The following is a 17,420-nucleotide window of genomic DNA, read 5'->3' on the forward strand; positions in this document are numbered from 1 at the left end:
CAATTCTTAAATCAGATTTATTCATCTTCGTCAAACCAGTGGTTGATGCCAAAACCGACTGCTCGATTGTGACGGGATAATTCTGCTGCTAGTTTTAATGCTGCCTGCCTACCAATCGCGGTTTCAAAGACGGAGGAGAAGACGGCATCAATTTCATGTTGTTGGCAAAATTGGCGCAAACGGGATGGGGAACCGGCGATGCACGGTTTAATCACAAAAATCCCCTGCCAACCATCACGGGACGCAGCTTCCATCTGGTCAATTGTAGCCACGGATTCATCTAAAGCGATCGCAGTGGCGTAGCACATACTTAATTCCGCCATCCCCTTAAACTGAGTTACAGGAAGCGGTTGTTCAAGAAATTCAATTTCTACAGGCAATTCCTCCGCCTTAACATTGTCGAAAGTCCACAGCCACAGGTTTGCTTGCTCGTAACTGAGTCCCCCATTCGCATCCAGGCGCAGTTTTGCCGATTCTGGCAGTGTTTGGGTCAGTTGTTGGAAAATTTTTAGTTCGTCGGCAATTGGGTAAACGCCAATTTTCCATTTGAAGGTGCGGTATCCCTGGTTCCACAGCGTCTGGCATTGGCTTAAGGCAGCTTCGCCAGCCGGTAATAAGCCGCTGTAGCAAATAGATTTAGCGAATGAATTCGCGGCTACACAAACGAAGTCCGCCTTTGCGGACTGTAGAGACGCAAAATTTTGCATCTCTACAAATAGATTTGAAATTTGCCCTTCGCTTTGCTCAAGGCTAAACTCCAGCAGGTTTCGTTCGTATAGCTGCGACTTTAGTTGGCAGGTATCTTCCCAAGCGGACTCGAAGCCAAATTGACAGGCGGGAAGGGCAGATGGGATGGAGAAAATCATCTCATCGGTAATTTCCTCCGACATCTGGCGACAAAATGACAGGGCTTGCTCTAAGGTTTCGGAACCAAACCAGCTCAGGGGGGCAATTTCACCCCAGCCGACTTGCCCGTTCTCATCAGTGAGGCGGAGGATGATGCCCTCTCGAATGTCCCAGATGCCGTGACTGGTTTGCAAGGGACGCACAAATCTCCGCCGGTAAGGACGAAACTCAAACCGATATTGCATCAGCTATAACGGCAGTACAAACCCCAATCCCAACAGCAGTCCACTCCAAAAATGTAGGGATACTGCGATGAATTTACAGTTGCTGACGTTTGCAGGTTGATCGTGATACTGGTGGACGTGTCGGCATAATTTGATAGCAAAAGGCAAACTCGCAAAGGTTAGCAACGTCCAAACGGGGAAAATTTGCAAAACGACAAATAGCCCGGTTAGGGCATAAATGCTGGCGCTAAACCAAGACAATAATTGCGATCCTCTCTGAGTACCCAGGCGGACGATGGGCGATCGCTTCCCTGCTGCCAAATCGTCCGCAACCTGGTGAAAATGGGAGCAAAACAAAATTAAACTCGTGGCAATCCCTACAACAATCGACGCTGCGAGGCTGGTCATCGACCAAGTGCCGGTTTGACTATAATAAGCCGCCGCCACTGCTAGGGGGCCAAAGCAAATAAAGCAGATAATTTCCCCCAAACCCTGGTAGCCTAAGCGAAAGGGAGGCCCCTGGTAGCTGTAGCCCAACGCACAGCTCAGGAGTACCAATCCGATGACTGTGAGGTCTTGTTGCCACCATGCGATCGCTAAGATTCCCAGTACACCAACCCCTAAAAATAGATTTGCCAGCCAAAAAATTAAAGATTTGTTACCTGTTAAGTTAACTAGAGAGTGGGCTTTGTTCTTATCAATACCCGTCTCCGAATCAAACACATCATTGCTGAGATTCAGCCATGCAATAATCAAAATTGCTGACATTAAAAATGTAGAAAATATTGCTCCCTGAAGCACTTGAGTGTCAGCAAAAGCAACAGCTGTTCCCACCCAAATTGGAATAATAGCAACGCTGTACATGGGCGGCTTAATCGCTGCCATCCAAAGCCCGGGGTCGCTGATGTTTGCCCCTCCACTGGTGGGATGATTAATCAATTTTGTATTCATTAGTCTCAATCTATGCTAATGCCAAGAAGCTACCAAATTTTACAACTCTAAAGCCGTGATAAGATATTTGCTACAGACTTTGTTACAAGCCCTTTAGTAGGGAGACAGAGGTTTCCAGTTGTGTCTTGACCTATGGAAGACTAGCCTATGTCAAATCTTAAGCGGGTTCTTTCAAAACTAGCTACTCGTTATGACCTCCCGCATATTCTGCTCTGTCAAATCACACATTTTATCTAAACAGTGTAGATTTAGATACAATGTTTAAGAGTTTTTAAAATCTAATCAATGAAGATGCCCCTGCGGTAATCATCCTGAAATTTAAGTTAAGGAATCATTGAAAGTATGACGACAATCTTAAAAGCAGGCGAAAGTTGTAAACTAGAAATACTACAGAGAAACCAATACATAGGCTTAGCCTTATTCCTCAAAAAATATTTTGGGGGAATTGTTAAGAATTTCAATAAGGTTATTGGTAAGCACACCTTACTTTTAGAAAATAGGGGAAGACTGGCAGATACGACCAGTTTTCAACGGACTGTCATTATTCTATTGGCTCTTAGGATAGGTTTGTTCGATTACTAACAATAAACCAGGAGCCACAGCTAGTTGTATTAACATCAAATTGCCAACCTATCCTCGCTTCCATGCTAGTCACACCCTATCTTAAAAATCTTTTTCAAGACACTCACGAACTGCATCAATTTCTTTTAGCCTTTAAGCAGACTGCTGTACAAAAAAAACAGACACAGCTCCTCAGTATTTCTCAAGAAATCCCAGCAGTCGATCCGTTGGTTGTCCTTCAGGCGATCGCTAGACCCGATCAATTACACTTTTACTTTGAAAAACCAGCACAAGGAGAAGCGATCGCTGCCATCGACACCGCAGCTGCGCTAACACTAGAAAGCCCCAATCGGTTTAACAAATCCCAGGAGTTTATTCAATCTTGCATTGCCAATACCACGAGTATTGGTGAAGTTAATTTACCTTTTTCGGGCGCTCATTTTTTCTGCGCTTTTACATTTTTTAATGAAAATCTAGGAGCGGATTCTCTTTTTCCTTCCGCCACAGTATTCTTACCCCGATGGCAAATCTCTCTAAAAAATCAGACTTCGGTAGTAGTCGCAAATATTCTGATTGATTCAGAGATAAATATTCAAGATTTAACTGAAAGCTTATGGCGTACATTTCAGGCAATCAGAGTTACTAGTTTAGAAAGATTTCATAGTGCATCTTTTCTAGATATCGCAATTGATGCCAGAAAACTATTTAAGAAAAACGATGTTGCAGATGTAAACCATTTTAAATCATCGGTGGTTAAGGCTTTATCATCAATTCAGGAAGAAAAAATTCATAAAATTGTTTTGGCTCACGCCCTTGATGTTATCTCCCCGATTCCTTTCCAGTTAATTCCCTCCGTCAATCATTTACGAACTCGCAATCCTGATTGCAATATTTTTTCCACCAGTAACGGCAAGGGACAAAGTTTTATTGGTGCAAGTCCCGAACGTTTAATTAGTATTCATGACCATGAATTAGTAACGGACGCTCTGGCAGGTTCAGCACCCAGAGGAAAAATAGCAAGTGAAGATGCGGAATTAGCAAATCGGTTACTAACCAGTGAAAAAGAAAGGCGCGAACATCGAGTAGTCATTGATTTTATTCGCGATCGCCTTTCCCAGCTAGGTTTAAATCCTCAAGTATTGTCCCAACCACAGCTATTGAAACTCTTAAATATTCAGCATTTATGGACACCCATTCAGGCGAAAATCCCGGCAGGCGTTCATCCCTTAGAAATCCTGGCTGAACTCCATCCGACACCAGCCGTTGCTGGCGTCCCCAGCGAGAGTGCCCAGAAAGAAATTTGCCGCTATGAAACCTTCAATAGGTCATTATATGCCGCGCCGCTCGGTTGGGTAGATCGCCAAGGAAATAGTGAATTTGTTGTGGGAATTCGCTCAGCACTCATAGATGGCTGTCGTGCCAGACTCTACGCCGGTGCCGGTATCGTTGCTGGTTCCGATCCAGACAAAGAATTAGCAGAAATTCAACTTAAACTCCAGGCACTTCTAAAAGCCTTAGTCTAGCCGGAACTCTCTCTTCTCTCTTTCTTTCTTAGCGTCTTTGCGGTTCATTCTTCTTTTAAATGCCCGTTGATTTTCGTAACACCAACTCCCTCTGGGCTTCCATCCTAACCGAAACATTAAAGCGACTAGGATTAACCACAGCCGTTATTTGTCCAGGTTCTCGTTCAACACCCCTTACTGTTGCTTTCGCTCAAACTGATGAGATAGAAGCCATTCCTGTTTTGGACGAACGATCCGCCGCATTTTTGGCATTAGGAATTGCGAAAAAATCTGGATTGCCGGTGGCGTTAGTTTGCACTTCTGGAACTGCCGGGGCAAATTTTTACCCAGCCGTAATTGAAGCTAGGGAAAGTCGAATTCCGCTTTTAGTTTTAACCGCCGATCGCCCCCCAGAATTGCGAGATTGTCATTCTGGACAGACGATCGATCAGGTGAAATTATTTGGCAATTATCCCAACTGGCAAGCTGAGTTAGCGTTGCCTTCTCTAGAGATGGGAATGCTGGGTTATCTGCGGCAGACAGTGATGTATGCGTGGGAAAGAACGCTCTTTCCGACTCCAGGCTCCGTTCATCTTAACATCCCCTTCCGCGACCCCCTCGCCCCAATTCCCGACGGTGCTGTAGATATGCAAAATGGTGCGTCTCTACTAGAAGAAGATTTCTTTGCAAATTGTCAGCCATTAGGAGCAACTTTCAACCTGCAACCTACCACTTTCAACCCCATACAGGAGTGGCAGCAATGTGACAGAGGAATTATTATCGCTGGGACTGCACAACCGAAAATACCGGAAGAGTATGCGATCGCGATCGCGCACCTCTCCAAATCTTTAAAATGGCCTGTATTGGCTGAGGCGCTATCTCCATTAAGGAACTATAGTCAACTGAACCCTTATCTAATTTCTACCTATGACTTAATCCTGCGTAATCAGCAGTTAGCGCAAAAACTGACACCAGAAATGGTAATTCAAATCGGTGAATTACCTACCAGTAAAGAACTGCGAAACTGGCTAGATAAAACTCAACCGCGCCGATGGGTAATTGACCCCAGCCACCACAATTTAGATCCCTTGCACGGCAATACAACCCACCTGCGAATCTCCATAGAACACCTATTTCAAACCTACCCAAATGAACTTGTAGAGACGCAAGCGATCGCGTCTTATCTCAGCAGTTGGTGTGAAGCCGAATCAAAGGTCAGGAAAGCCATCGACCAAACGATGGCAACAATGGACACACTTTTTGAAGGAAAAGCCGCTTGGTTACTTTCCAAGACGCTACCACCGGGCACTCCTCTGTTTATTTCTAATAGTATGCCGGTGCGAGATGTAGAGTTTTTCTGGGCACCCAACAATTCCGGGATTCAGCCCTTTTTTAATCGAGGCGCGAATGGCATTGATGGCACCTTATCGACTGCTTTAGGCATTGCACATCGCAATCAAAGCACTGTGATGCTGACAGGTGACTTAGCTTTATTGCACGATACTAACGGCTTTTTACTGAGAAGTAAATTTATAGGGCATTTGACCATAATTTTAATTAACAACAATGGCGGCGGCATCTTTGAAATGTTGCCGATTTCCAAATTTAACCCACCCTTTGAAGAATTTTTTGCCACACCACAGGATATAAATTTTGCTCAGCTTTGTGCTACTTACAATGTAGAGCATGAAGTGATTACATCCTGGGAACACCTGAAGCAACGATTAAACCCATTGCCATCGCAGGGACTCCGGGTTTTAGAGTTGCCAACCAATCGCAAGGTAGATGCCAAATGGCGGAAAGAGAATTTGGGAAAATTGGCAGCAGATATCCTGTGAACGTTAACTCTGGTGAATCATTCAGCCTTTCATGCTAATGGATCGTCAGAATCTTTCTCCTGCTGACTCCTGTCATATTCTTCAATAAATCGCGCGATCGCATTTTTCTGTTCTTCTGTTAAACAATCCTTTTCAAGAAGGCTCCTAAGCCGGTTAATCGCTAAAGATACGTCAACGTAGGGTTCAAGTAAATTCGGCTCAAGCCCGTAGCCGGTGGTTTGACCCATATTAGACTCAGGTTTTCTAAATGCTTTTTCAAAAAACTTCTCCAAGAAATCAACTAGCCCTTCGTCGTTTTTAATCGCCTCTTTAACCCACTGTTTGACTTCATCCTCGCTTGTTTGCTCCCGCCAATAATACAGGATATGTGCTAAACCTGGCGTTTGTAATAGGGAGTTTTGCTGCACGGCATCTTGCACCTTATTTAAGGCAACTTCTTCAAGTTCATCAAGGTGCTGTGCGCTGATAAGTCTTTCTTCTTCTAGATTTGATTCACTAGCTCCAAACTTACCGTGTTGTTGACCTAGGACGACTACTTTGTCCACAATTGTTAAAACTGCCTTACCATCTGACATCGCCTGTTTCAACACCTCAAACCGTGCTGGTTCCTCAAGACGACGCAACAGATGTGAGATGATGCGCTCGATTCTGATATCATTTCCAAAATCAAACATTCCGCACGGTTCGTCTTCAGGACGCAAAAGGCGATCGCCCACATCCAATAAAGCTTGCACAATTGAAGGAATGCTATTTAAAGGAATTTCTTTTTCAGTGTAATCCTCAAGTTGTTCCAAAAATATCCGAACTTGCGTCGTACCCTCAGGACGTTTTTGATTAGCGAGTTCTACAAGAGTTTCTCCAAATGCCTTCGCATCGCCTGCCAAAGCAAGGATGGCTTTCATCTCGGTATTCGATAATTCACCTTCTGGTAACGCCAGACGGAAGTAGACTGGAAATACTTCTAAGCTGCACACGCGCAGTTGTCTGCGCCATGTTAACTCTTGTTGTGCAACGTATTGGGTATTATTACCCCAAATCGCTGATAACTTAGGAAAGAGGATCAATAGCAACCGTTTAACTGGCTCTTTATCCTCATCTTGAAGCTGAGCAATCCAAGAATTGTAAAGAGATTTTAGTTCGTCTGCTGTAGCACTTACAAAACCTTTGGTATCCGTGTCTCCTGCAAAAGCTTTAGGATTTTTGCGAATGATGTCATATATCGTTGGGCAAAAGACTCGCAGCGACTCAACAGCGATGAAATCTACTGAGTTTACTTCACCTTGAACTGCCGGGTACGTCATGCTTAAGGTGTTTATCAAACGAGTGATATCGCGAGTGTTGGTAATAAATTGGTCTATCCCTTGATAGTAAATATTTCCCCAATAATTTCTATCTAATAGCTGTGTAGGGGTGTCAGCAAGTACGAAATTCATTTTTTCAAAAAGTAGCCTGCGGAGTAGATTTTTATTGGGAATTGGTAACTCAAAAGGAACTTGAACAAGTTTATCAAGATAGGCTTCTCCAGTTGTCCCCTGCGTGTCTGCAAGTGCTTTGAGGGCAATTTCTTTATCGCAGACTAGGACATAGACAACATTTGTAAAATTTGGAATGGCTTTGACAACGCGAAACAACTGTCTAATTTCGTCAGTGGCAAGCCTGTCAATATCGTCAATTGTTACCACGATTCGCGGATGCTGCTTTAGCAGTGTGTTTTCGACTTCTTCTTTTAAGTCGGAAGTATCCTTTTGCTTATCGTCAAATATTTTTTCTACTACCTTACCCGCTGGAGCGTAAGGAATAGGAATTTCAGAAAACAGTTTACCGAAATCGGCTAGTCGATCTTTTAAGCCTTTCGGTACAGATTTGAATTCACTCAAAACAGCCTGTAATTGGTCAATGAAGCGCCTTGTGATATCTTCGTGTCCCGAAAACAACCAGGGATTAAAGGGTACGATAATTGGTTGCTCGTCCTCTGGTTTTTCCTTTAGATAGTGAACTAAAAAATTCAACAGCGTCGATTTGCCAGAACCCCAGGAACCGTAGACTGCAATCACGAAGCCTTCCGGAAAGCTCATTTTGCAAATACTGTCTGCTAGATATCTTGCAAAGGTTGCATATCCTAATCGATCTGCTTTCGGATTGGTTAAAGCGTTATCTGACGATAAAGCATTAAAATTCTCAGATTCGACTTCGGAATTCTTCTCAGTCTGTCCCATAAAATGCCTTTTCTTAGCCCTGTCGTCATGATGACACAGCGATCGCTCAAGCCTCCTCTCTCTTGAGGTTCTACCTAGTCACCGTAATTTCAAACACTGGGTTAAAATTCTCAAGCCGAAATACTGCACAACTCGAAATACTGCACAACTCTCTATGCAAATCAACTGGCAAACCGCCAAAACCTACGAAGACATCCTCTATCACAAAGGCGACGGTATCGCCAAAATCACGATTAATCGCCCGCACAAACGCAACGCTTTCCGTCCCAAAACCGTCTTTGAACTTTACAACGCCTTCTGCGATGCTCGCGAAGATACTAGCATTGGCGTCGTATTATTTACTGGCGCTGGCCCTCACACCGATGGCAAATACGCCTTCTGCTCTGGTGGCGATCAAAGTGTGCGGGGACAAGCTGGGTATGTAGACGATGAAGGCATCCCCCGCCTAAATGTCCTAGACTTGCAACGCCTAATTCGTTCCATGCCCAAAGTCGTCATTGCGCTTGTGGCAGGTTATGCCATCGGTGGCGGACACGTCCTGCACCTGATTTGCGACCTCACCATCGCCGCAGATAATGCTGTTTTTGGGCAAACTGGCCCTAAAGTCGGCAGCTTCGATGGTGGATTTGGTGCCAGCTATCTTGCCCGGATTGTTGGGCAAAAAAAGGCGCGAGAAATTTGGTTTCTCTGCCGCCAGTACAGCGCACAGCAAGCACTAGAAATGGGCTTAGTGAATTGCGTCGTGCCTGTAGAACAGCTGGAACAAGAAGGCATCCAGTGGGCTAATGAAATTTTAGAAAAAAGCCCGATTGCCATCCGGTGTCTAAAAGCTGCTTTCAACGCCGATTGCGATGGACAAGCTGGTTTGCAAGAACTTGCCGGTAATGCCACCTTGCTTTATTACATGACTGAGGAAGGAGCCGAAGGCAAGCAGGCATTTTTGGAAAAACGTCCACCCGATTTCCGTCAATATCCTTGGCTGCCTTAGTCGTTCGCAAATGGAAAAACCCGTTTTCTGAAAAAAAAACGGGTTTAAAGAGTCATCTTTTGTAAAAAAGTATCCTACAAGGCTCTTAAATCAAAAATCGCACCTTGACTTAAATAAGGTGCGATTCTAAAGCAAATCTTTATTTTTTTAAGAGTTGAAGCAAGTTGCCTTGACAAACTGCAAGGTGAGCTTACTATTCTTTATTTTATTCATACGAGCAGCGCCTCTTCTTCTACTGACTGTTGGGCAGTAGAGACATTCTCGTTAAGCGAGGTAGATTCTTGAGAAGAGTTCAGCGAACATTTGATTGAGAGCGCCTCCGGTGTTTTCAGGGTTTCATCCTGCCAGCGCATCATTACTTCGAGACGTTCCCAAGACGGCGCAAATGCCGGAAGTGCTAAAGAACAGGCTCCCCAGCCGCCTCGAACGGGCACGCCGAGTTGCTGACAAAGACCCCCACGACGCCCTTCGGGCTTGTAATACTGACAATACCGGCAGGCAGAAGTTACAGTATTTAAGGTCTTCATGGGAGTCCTCTTTAGGAGAATTTTTATCTATGCTTTATATTAAAATTCTCTATTAACGGTTGTAGAGTTTGGAATGTTGTAATCTATATTCCCCGTCTATGTTCTAGCGATCCCCAAGTACAAATACTGATTTAGATTTTCTTTAGCTTTGTGTAATAGACAGACACATGAAACATTAAAAACGGACACATCTATCTATAGTAAGTAATCTCATGAACAATACCATTTTTTAACAAAACCCTATGGGGATCAAGACAAACCTTAGACGTATCCGTTCCAGAAAAGACTAAATTTAGCTCATTTATTCAGTCGTTTATCTCTTGATTTAGATGACAAACTTTGCATCTATCGACTAAATTGAGATTTTTGCCTCTAAAATTCTTTGAGTCAGCCTTAGTAGGCAATTAAAATCATTACATTCCCTGTAACTACTTAGGAAGTAAGGATGTCAGCATACGGGCGAAGCAATCGGGAATAGAGATTGATGCCATAAATTCAGGGCATTGGTGGCATACAAGCTTCGCCTGAGAAGACTTTTGTACAGAAGGCTACGCAGGCGTCCAAGTTACAAGATGTAACGGAGAGGAAACTGGCATCTGTAACATACAATACAAAACAACTTCACATTCCGGTCTGAATTAGGAACTAAGCAGATAGACCTAAATAAATTCAAGCGATGCAGATGATTTGTGGGGTTTGAGGGTGCCACCAGAGAAAGCAAGCGTTGCCCGCAACCTAGTACCAATCGCTGTTTCGGCTTAAGGGCACCGAATCTACTGAAAGCTAGCCTTTCCATTGCCTGACAGCACACAGGGCACACACAGCCCAGCGCTGGAGTTCTCCTGGAGGGGTGGGACACTGGCACTGGGGACAAAGCGGTGAATGTTGCGATCGCTCCCGCACACCCTCCGCCCAATGTTGAAAAGCTTCGTGGGGTTCTTTCAGTTGTGCCTTCTGGTTCAACGACGGTGAAGATTTCCCCTCAACAACTCGACTGGGATGCTCTTTCCATGCCACCGATTGTTCCTGTGCATACCAGGAACGATTAGAACCAGGCTTCTTCTGCCACTGAGCCGTCGAAAAGCGAATATCAACCAAATTGCTACCTAGATGGGCATTCAACTTTTGCAGGATTCGCTGACGCTCAAAAGTCAGCGTTTGTGCCCAAGCAGCACTGGATGTAGCAACCGACAAAACGCCCCTCGATATGGAAATCGGTCGCGTTTGAGCCTGCACCGCCACTCCCACCACCGAAGGCCAACACTTGAGTAACCGCTGAAATTCTTGGCTAGCCTGCCACGCCGCCTGATTTTCGATAGCCCCTAAGATATGATGAAGAGATTTAAAAGACATCCAACAAATCCCCAGCTAAATGGCAGAACGATCGATCCTCTTGCTCGATCGTACTCAAAACCAAGACAGCAGATTCGGGTTACGGTTGCCTTCAAGCAGAAAACAACGTGTAATAAAGAGATCCGTCAGCTCTCCAAGATTCGTCAGTAGCTAAAGCTATGAGTCAAGGTCATTCGGTTGAGTCTTCTACTCGCCCCTCCCCCGCCCAGTCCATCAATCCAGCCTTGCAGGCAGCTCTGGGCAGTCTCGACGTGCAGTTAGAAGAAGAATTATCTCGATACCGACGCGAACGAGGGGGACGTGGGGCGTCGCCTGCCCCCCGCATGAATCACGATCGGGTTCGCAACAAACCTATCGACTTAATTTCCGTGAGTGCTACGGGAGGCAGGAATCAATCACCCACCCCAGCAAAGCCGCCCGCCACCCCACCGCCACCGCCACCGCCGCCAGCCAGCCCACCACAGGCAGCAAATCTGGAAGGCAAGGGAGTTGAGACAACGATCCAGAATGAAACAGGGTATACACCGCCCGCACCCGCGCCATCTTTTGATTTATCGGCTCCTGGAGCGGAACTAGCGACTTTCGCCACGCCACCCCAAGAGCCAGCTTGGCATCCAGAACCAGCAGCAGATCCACCAGATTTTGTCAATCCAACTTCAACGCACGTCCCTCCCAATGACTATCTGGAATCTTCCGAACAACTTCTGCGAAGTTTGGTGGAAGAAGAGGCGTCAGCTCCTCGTCGCTCAGAACGCAGTTTTCTGGATACCCTGCTGACTCCCCTAGGAGTTGGTTCCTTGTTGTTGTTGCTATTTTCAACTGCCACCTTGGGCTATTTGGTGACGAATCCTGGCAGCCTCAGTTTTCTAGGTTTAGATCGCTTCCAAAAGTCAGGCACTCCCACCGTTGCTCAAAATCCAACGGCAACAACTCCAACGGCAACAACTCCAACGGCAACAACTCCAACCACCAATGCCCCAGCATCTGGAGCTGCGCCAAGTGGCCCAAACCTGGCGACTGACGAGTTTGTGGACGTAAATTTGGATACCTTAAGCACTTTGCCATCTTCCAGTCCAGCTTCAAGATCCAATGTGGCAGGCTTACCCAAAACCCAAGTAGCGGTGCCAACAATTTCCTCGCTACCCAGTTCACCTGCCCCCGCAAACTCCTCATCTGGGCAATCTGGCTCGGTGCCGCTTCCAGGGCTGCCGCCAGCCGCAACAGTGCCCCTTACACCCGCCAGCCCTCTCCCAGGATTGCCGCAACGCCCCGCCTCTGCACAACCGAGTATACAACCGAGTGTGAAACCCTCCCCGACTGCGGCAACTCCTGCGCCGAATCCAGAGGGCTTCTATTATGTGTTTGTAAAATACAATGGCGAAAGCTCCTTGCAACAGGCGCGAAAGGTTGTTCCCGATGCCTATTTATCACCAGAAGGCACCCAAATTTATCTCGGTGCGTTCAAGAAAGAATCTCAGGCTCAAACATTGGTAAAAGAGCTTCAGACACAGGGGATTTCTGCGGCGGTCGATCAGCCTTAAGCTGGAGGTGGTTGAGTTGGAAAGTAACCTAGCATTCTGTTAACGTTGCTACTGGGACTGCGATGCCCTAAGAGGGCGACTGCTTTTAGGGGTTCGCTGCCGTGTTCGCGATCGAGTGACCGCGCTCCACTGAACCCGTGCGTTGTGAATGGAGAACTGACATGGGATTGATCGACCGCATCTTGCGAGTAATTCGAGCCAACATCAACAGTCTGATTGGACAAGCGGAAGATCCAGAAAAAATCCTGGAAGAAACGGTTATGGAAATGCAGGAGAATTTGATTCAACTGCGGCAGGCGGTGGCTCAAGCGATCGCTACCCAAAAACGGACTGAGCGACAATGCAACCAAGCGCAGTCTACCTCCCAAGAATGGTACAATCGCGCCCAACTGGCACTGCAAAAAGGTGACGAAAACTTAGCCCGCCAAGCCCTCACCAAGCGCAAATCCTATCAGGAAACCGCAGAGGCAATGCAGGCGCAGATCGAGCAGCAAAATCAAGTCGTCGGCAGGCTCAAGCAAGATATGCGATCGCTAGAGAGCAAAATCTCTGAAGCTAAGACGAAAAAAGATATGTACATCGTTCGCGCTCGTTCGGCTCAAGCATCTGCGAAAATTAACGAGATGCTAGGCGGTGTCAACACTGCCAGTTCCCTGACCGCCTTCGAGCGCATGGAAGAAAAAGTCTTGCAACTAGAAGCGCAGTCAGAAGCGATCGCTGAACTCGGAAGCGATGACCTGCAAAAGAAATTTCTCTCCCTGGAAGATGCTGGGGATATTGATACCGAATTAGCTACCATGAAAGCTCAGCTGAACCAAGGCACCGAAGCACCGCAACTGCCGTCTAGTCAGCAGGCACTTGACCCTAGCCAAGATGCCGAATTACAAAAAATTCGCTCCCAACTGGAAAGTTCTTGATCTGGAAACTACCGCTTTGGACTAGAAGTTTCTAGACTAGGAAGAAAAGTGTTGGGTCTTTAACGATTCCTGAAGGTTGCCTAAGTCACTCTTGCCTAGCGCCCTAGACTAGAAATGGTGTTTGGGACAATTGCCGACTACTGCACCGATGGAAAACCTGACCTCCTAAATTGAACTTGCTCAAGGCTACTCTCAAAGCCTGGAAATACCATTAGTACACGCCAAGAGGATAAACAGCGTCATGGGATTATTCGATCGCATTAGCCGAGTCGTCCGAGCCAATCTTAACGATGTGGTCAGCAAAGCTGAAGACCCAGAAAAAATTCTGGAGCAGTCCATCATCGATATGCAGGAAGACCTGGTGCAGTTGCGTCAGGCTGTTGCTAGATCCATTGCCACCCAAAAACGAACTCAGCAACAATACAACCAAGCCCAAACCGAAGCGAACAACTGGCAAAACCGCGCCCAGTTGGCTCTGCAAAAAGGCGATGAAAATCTCGCTAGAGAAGCACTGGTACGCAAGAAGACAAACGCTGACACTGCCGCTACCCTAAAAACTAGCTTGGATGGACAAACCACTCAGGTAGACACCCTCAAGCGCAACTTGATTGCCTTGGAAAGTAAAATTTCCGAAGCCAAGACCAAGAAAGATATGCTCAAGGCACGGGCACAAGCTGCTAAGGCTCAGGAGCAGCTACAAAACACCGTGGGACGCTTGGGAACCAGCACCGCAATGGGTGCATTCGAGCGCATGGAAGAAAAAGTTTTGGAACTAGAAGCCCGATCCACAGCAGCAGCCGAGCTTACTGGCAATAATTTAGATCAGCAATTTGCCATGCTCGAATCCGGCAACGATGTTGATGACGAATTAGCAGCAATGAAAGCGCAGTTGACTGGTTCTTCCACCACCCAAGCGCAACTACCGGCAGGAAACCCAACCACTTCCTCTACCCCTAAATCTAATTCCGCAGTTGATAACGAATTAGAAGACCTGAAAAGACAATTGGATAACCTATAGATTCCTGCACTTTTCGATACCTTATCTACGAATCAAAACTTTGATAGACCGCTCTGCATTCATCTGACACTCGTTGGCGATGGGATTAAGAGGGTCTATCTTGCCATAACTGGCTGACTTAAGGAAAACTGTATTGACGCAAGCAGCCTGAAAATAAATTTCCAGCTTAAAGCTAAAGGAAGCTTTAGCTTCCTAGTAAGCGTTTGAACCCGTTTAGATAGGTTTTGGGTTTTAGCCAAAACTTTAGTTTAGGGCTGAAGTTAGCAAAATTTCTCTGAAGTTTAGTGCTATTTGACACAGATAAGTTTCGCACGTTCAGAAGCGTTGCTAGTTGAAGATTTTAGGATAAATTTTCGCTTGCTGGCGTAGGTTTTAGCGAAAGGGAGCAACATTGATGCCAAAGAGATAAGCCTTGGTGATGCCGAGCGTGCCTAGGTCGATTAGTTAATTTTGAAAAAGTTGTGAATCAGTCGTTATTAATTAGACATAAGTTCGCTAAAAAAATAAAGTTTTTACTACTGGAAATAAGAAAATACAGATACGACTGTCCAGATTACAGTTCTGAATAAAGCTTTTGCACTCATCAAGTGCGATCGCAAATTTCCTTGATGTACCCCCATTCCCAACGAACCGCCTGAGGTACTGTATTACAATCAGTAAGGCGTAAACCTTGATTGCTTTCCTGCCCGCTGGCAACGGTTTTGAATACCGTGTTAAGTAGGTAAAGCAATAATATAAATGTCAATCGGGGGTGACATGAGCAGCACAATCTCAATTAATGATGCAGAGTTTGAAACAGAAGTCCTGAAAGCCACTCAGCCAGTATTAGTGTATTTCTGGGCGTCTTGGTGCGGCCCTTGCCGCCTCGTATCGCCAGTCGTGCAAGCCGCTGCGGAAACTTATGGCGATCGCCTCAAGGTCGTGAAAATGGAAAGCGACCCCAATCCCGAATCTGTGGCAAAGTACAAAGTAGAAGGTCTTCCAGCTCTCAGGCTGTTTAAGGACAGTGAGGTGATTGAATCTTATGAGGGAGCGATTGGGAAGCAGAAATTAATGAGTATCCTGGAAACTCACCTGTAAACAGTCAGTAGTCATTAGTCATTGGTTATCGCTCGGTGAGAGACAAAAAACACCGGACAACAGACTAAAGACTAAGGACTAAAGACTAAGGACTAAAGACTAAATATGCAGTTCGCCAAGCGTTTACAACCCCTGCAAACCAATGTGTTTGCCGATATGGATCGGGCTAAGGCAAAAGCCAGGACGGCGGGACAAAATATCATCGATCTATCGCTGGGTTCTTCCGATTTACCGGCGTCAGATCGGGTTATCGACGCGATCGCCCAATCTTTATCTGACCCCAAAACCCACGGCTATTTGCTGTTTCACGGCACTCAAGCTTTTCGTCAAGCTGCCGCTCGCTGGTACACCCAGAAATACGGGATTCCGGTTGACCCAGAAACCGAGGTGCTAACCCTGATTGGTTCCCAGGAAGGCACCGCTCATTTACCTTTAGCAGTGCTGAATCCAGGGGATTTTGCCTTACTGCTTGACCCAGGTTATCCATCCCATGCTGGGGGAGTTTACCTAGCTGGGGGTCAAATTTACCCAATGCCACTACGGGCGGAAAATGGTTTCTTGCCAGTGTTTGAGGAGATCCCCTTGCCGGTTTTGGCTCAGTCACGAATGATGGTACTGAGCTATCCGCACAACCCCACAACTGCGATCGCGCCCTTATCTTTTTTCCAGACAGCGGTTGATTTTTGCCAGCGTCATAATCTAGTGCTGGTTCACGATTTTCCCTACGCCGATCTCGTATTTGAAGACGTTGCGGTTCCCTCAATCTTACAAGCCGACCCCGAAAAAAGCGTCTCGATTGAGTTTTTTACTTTATCTAAGTCTTACAACATGGGCGGCTTTCGCATCGGCTACGCGATTGGGAATGCAAATCTGATCCGCGCCTTGCGCCAGGTGAAAGCAGCAGTTGATTTCAATCAATACCAAGGAATTTTGAATGGAGCGATCGCAGCCCTGAGTGGCTCTCAAGAAGGCGTTAAGGAGGCAGTTGAAACCTTTCGCCAACGTCGGGATGCCTTTGTTAAAGCGCTTCACAGAATTGGCTGGGAGGTTCCCAACCCATCTGCCACCATGTATGTTTGGGCTAAATTGCCAGAACCGTGGGCACAGGACTCCATTAGCTTTTGCACCCATTTGGTAGAAACTACTGGCGTTGCTGCCTCACCTGGTGCCGGTTTTGGTAAATCTGGAGAAGGATATGTACGGTTTGCGCTGGTACACGATCCAGGCATATTAGAAATGGCGGTTGAAAAGATATCGCCGGTAATGCGTAAGTGAGAAGACTAGCGATCGCTACCTAAAACATCTGCAAGTACAAGACTTGCGCCTAGTCAAATTAAAAGCACAACAGCTGATTAGCTTCGCCTCTAAAAGAGAGCGAAGCAATTTTTTTGCGAACGACATAACCGTAAATTTACGGTTAGTTCATTGAAATCTCCGTCAGTTTCTTGAAATGAGAAACAACTGGAAGTACAAAATCCAGCTAAAAGCAGTAAGTTTTTAAGCAGTTATTGCAGCCTAGATTCAAATAGATGCTTTGTCGTCAGCATTCAGCCCTATGAGAAAGCGGTGGCAACTAACGTATAGATGCGAGATCCGATCGCCTCTGTAACAACTCAAGACTGGCAATGCCCCTAAAGCAAGTTAAATGCTGAAATAGCTTAAGACTCTCATGGAAACTACTCTTGACAGAATTTATATTTTGGATAGTCTTCCTAGTCTTAGGTTTATGTCTACTATTACTGTGTATTTTTACGGTCAGTATACGGGAACATAAAATTGTTTTTTGCCTTCAATCTTTACTCAAACTTTACTAGAAATCATCAAAAGTTTACCGAGTGAGACTGGTTATTTGACTATA

The 17,420-nt window shown here is 45.9% G+C and carries 13 protein-coding genes; 8 read left to right on the plus strand and 5 right to left on the minus strand.

What is annotated here, in order from left to right; translation table 11 throughout:
• Positions 1-17 precede the first annotated feature (17 nt).
• Together NC997_RS03635 and menA are read right to left on the minus strand one after the other, a co-directional pair.
• A complete protein-coding gene (locus NC997_RS03635; protein ID WP_190528925.1) occupies positions 18-1,091 on the minus strand; it encodes an o-succinylbenzoate synthase in 1,074 nt (357 codons plus the stop codon).
• A gap of 3 nt (positions 1,092-1,094) precedes the next feature.
• Positions 1,095-2,021 (minus strand): 2-carboxy-1,4-naphthoquinone phytyltransferase, encoded by a 927-nt coding sequence (menA, locus tag NC997_RS03640; protein ID WP_190528927.1) that lies wholly within the window; start codon positions 2,019-2,021, stop codon positions 1,095-1,097.
• Positions 2,022-2,665: 644 nt separating this feature from the next.
• Here menA and NC997_RS03645 point away from each other — a divergent pair.
• Together NC997_RS03645 and menD are read left to right on the plus strand one after the other, a co-directional pair.
• Positions 2,666-4,105, plus strand: coding sequence for an isochorismate synthase (locus NC997_RS03645; protein WP_190528929.1), 1,440 nt, complete (start codon positions 2,666-2,668; stop codon positions 4,103-4,105).
• 59 nt (positions 4,106-4,164) lie between these two features.
• A complete protein-coding gene (menD, locus tag NC997_RS03650) occupies positions 4,165-5,922 on the plus strand; it encodes a 2-succinyl-5-enolpyruvyl-6-hydroxy-3-cyclohexene-1-carboxylic-acid synthase (RefSeq protein ID WP_190528931.1) in 1,758 nt (585 codons plus the stop codon).
• Between the two features lie 29 nt (positions 5,923-5,951).
• On the opposite strand, the gene NC997_RS03655 is transcribed toward menD, so the two are convergent.
• Positions 5,952-8,138, minus strand: a complete 2,187-nt coding sequence (locus tag NC997_RS03655; RefSeq protein WP_190528933.1) for a P-loop NTPase fold protein — start codon at positions 8,136-8,138, stop codon at positions 5,952-5,954.
• 154 nt (positions 8,139-8,292) lie between these two features.
• On the opposite strand from NC997_RS03655, the gene menB reads away from it, so the two are divergent.
• Positions 8,293-9,126 carry a 1,4-dihydroxy-2-naphthoyl-CoA synthase gene (menB, locus tag NC997_RS03660; RefSeq protein WP_190414934.1) on the plus strand — a complete coding sequence of 278 codons (834 nt, stop codon included), beginning with the start codon at positions 8,293-8,295 and terminating at the stop codon, positions 9,124-9,126.
• Positions 9,127-9,335: 209 nt separating this feature from the next.
• Here the strand turns inward: menB and NC997_RS03665 are convergent, their stop codons facing one another.
• On the minus strand, positions 9,336-9,653 hold the full coding sequence (locus tag NC997_RS03665; RefSeq protein WP_190414933.1) for a hypothetical protein: 318 nt from the start codon (positions 9,651-9,653) through the stop codon (positions 9,336-9,338).
• A 783-nt stretch (positions 9,654-10,436) separates the two neighbouring features.
• Positions 10,437-11,006 carry a DciA family protein gene (locus NC997_RS03670; protein ID WP_190528935.1) on the minus strand — a complete coding sequence of 190 codons (570 nt, stop codon included), beginning with the start codon at positions 11,004-11,006 and terminating at the stop codon, positions 10,437-10,439.
• 158 nt (positions 11,007-11,164) lie between these two features.
• On the opposite strand from NC997_RS03670, the gene NC997_RS03675 reads away from it, so the two are divergent.
• From NC997_RS03675 to NC997_RS03695, 5 genes are all read left to right on the plus strand, one after another.
• Positions 11,165-12,547 carry a hypothetical protein gene (locus tag NC997_RS03675; RefSeq protein WP_190528937.1) on the plus strand — a complete coding sequence of 461 codons (1,383 nt, stop codon included), beginning with the start codon at positions 11,165-11,167 and terminating at the stop codon, positions 12,545-12,547.
• A 161-nt stretch (positions 12,548-12,708) separates the two neighbouring features.
• Entirely contained in the window at positions 12,709-13,464 is a 756-nt protein-coding gene (locus NC997_RS03680) for a PspA/IM30 family protein (RefSeq protein WP_190528939.1), read from the plus strand.
• A 241-nt stretch (positions 13,465-13,705) separates the two neighbouring features.
• The gene (locus NC997_RS03685; protein WP_190430263.1) at positions 13,706-14,482 is read left to right on the plus strand and encodes a PspA/IM30 family protein; all 777 of its coding nucleotides are present in this window, start codon (positions 13,706-13,708) and stop codon (positions 14,480-14,482) included.
• Positions 14,483-15,238: 756 nt separating this feature from the next.
• Positions 15,239-15,562 carry a thioredoxin family protein gene (locus NC997_RS03690; protein WP_190528941.1) on the plus strand — a complete coding sequence of 108 codons (324 nt, stop codon included), beginning with the start codon at positions 15,239-15,241 and terminating at the stop codon, positions 15,560-15,562.
• A 105-nt stretch (positions 15,563-15,667) separates the two neighbouring features.
• Positions 15,668-16,837: an LL-diaminopimelate aminotransferase gene (locus NC997_RS03695; RefSeq protein WP_190528942.1), complete on the plus strand. Its 1,170-nt coding sequence runs from the start codon at positions 15,668-15,670 to the stop codon at positions 16,835-16,837.
• The last annotated feature ends 583 nt before the right edge of the window (positions 16,838-17,420 follow it).

This window comes from Trichocoleus sp. DQ-A2, from assembly GCF_039961915.1.
GTDB lineage: Bacteria > Cyanobacteriota > Cyanobacteriia > Cyanobacteriales > FACHB-T130 > FACHB-T130.

What these genes read in the sequence shown, in the direction of transcription:
- NC997_RS03635 (WP_190528925.1), bottom strand. Translation starts at nt 1,091, where the DNA reads ATGCAATATCGGTTTGAGTTTCGTCCTTACCGGCGGAGATTTGTGCGT.
- menA (WP_190528927.1), bottom strand. Translation starts at nt 2,021, where the DNA reads ATGAATACAAAATTGATTAATCATCCCACCAGTGGAGGGGCAAACATC.
- NC997_RS03645 (WP_190528929.1), top strand. Translation starts at nt 2,666, where the DNA reads ATGCTAGTCACACCCTATCTTAAAAATCTTTTTCAAGACACTCACGAA.
- menD (WP_190528931.1), top strand. Translation starts at nt 4,165, where the DNA reads ATGCCCGTTGATTTTCGTAACACCAACTCCCTCTGGGCTTCCATCCTA.
- NC997_RS03655 (WP_190528933.1), bottom strand. Translation starts at nt 8,138, where the DNA reads ATGGGACAGACTGAGAAGAATTCCGAAGTCGAATCTGAGAATTTTAAT.
- menB (WP_190414934.1), top strand. Translation starts at nt 8,293, where the DNA reads ATGCAAATCAACTGGCAAACCGCCAAAACCTACGAAGACATCCTCTAT.
- NC997_RS03665 (WP_190414933.1), bottom strand. Translation starts at nt 9,653, where the DNA reads ATGAAGACCTTAAATACTGTAACTTCTGCCTGCCGGTATTGTCAGTAT.
- NC997_RS03670 (WP_190528935.1), bottom strand. Translation starts at nt 11,006, where the DNA reads ATGTCTTTTAAATCTCTTCATCATATCTTAGGGGCTATCGAAAATCAG.
- NC997_RS03675 (WP_190528937.1), top strand. Translation starts at nt 11,165, where the DNA reads ATGAGTCAAGGTCATTCGGTTGAGTCTTCTACTCGCCCCTCCCCCGCC.
- NC997_RS03680 (WP_190528939.1), top strand. Translation starts at nt 12,709, where the DNA reads ATGGGATTGATCGACCGCATCTTGCGAGTAATTCGAGCCAACATCAAC.
- NC997_RS03685 (WP_190430263.1), top strand. Translation starts at nt 13,706, where the DNA reads ATGGGATTATTCGATCGCATTAGCCGAGTCGTCCGAGCCAATCTTAAC.
- NC997_RS03690 (WP_190528941.1), top strand. Translation starts at nt 15,239, where the DNA reads ATGAGCAGCACAATCTCAATTAATGATGCAGAGTTTGAAACAGAAGTC.
- NC997_RS03695 (WP_190528942.1), top strand. Translation starts at nt 15,668, where the DNA reads ATGCAGTTCGCCAAGCGTTTACAACCCCTGCAAACCAATGTGTTTGCC.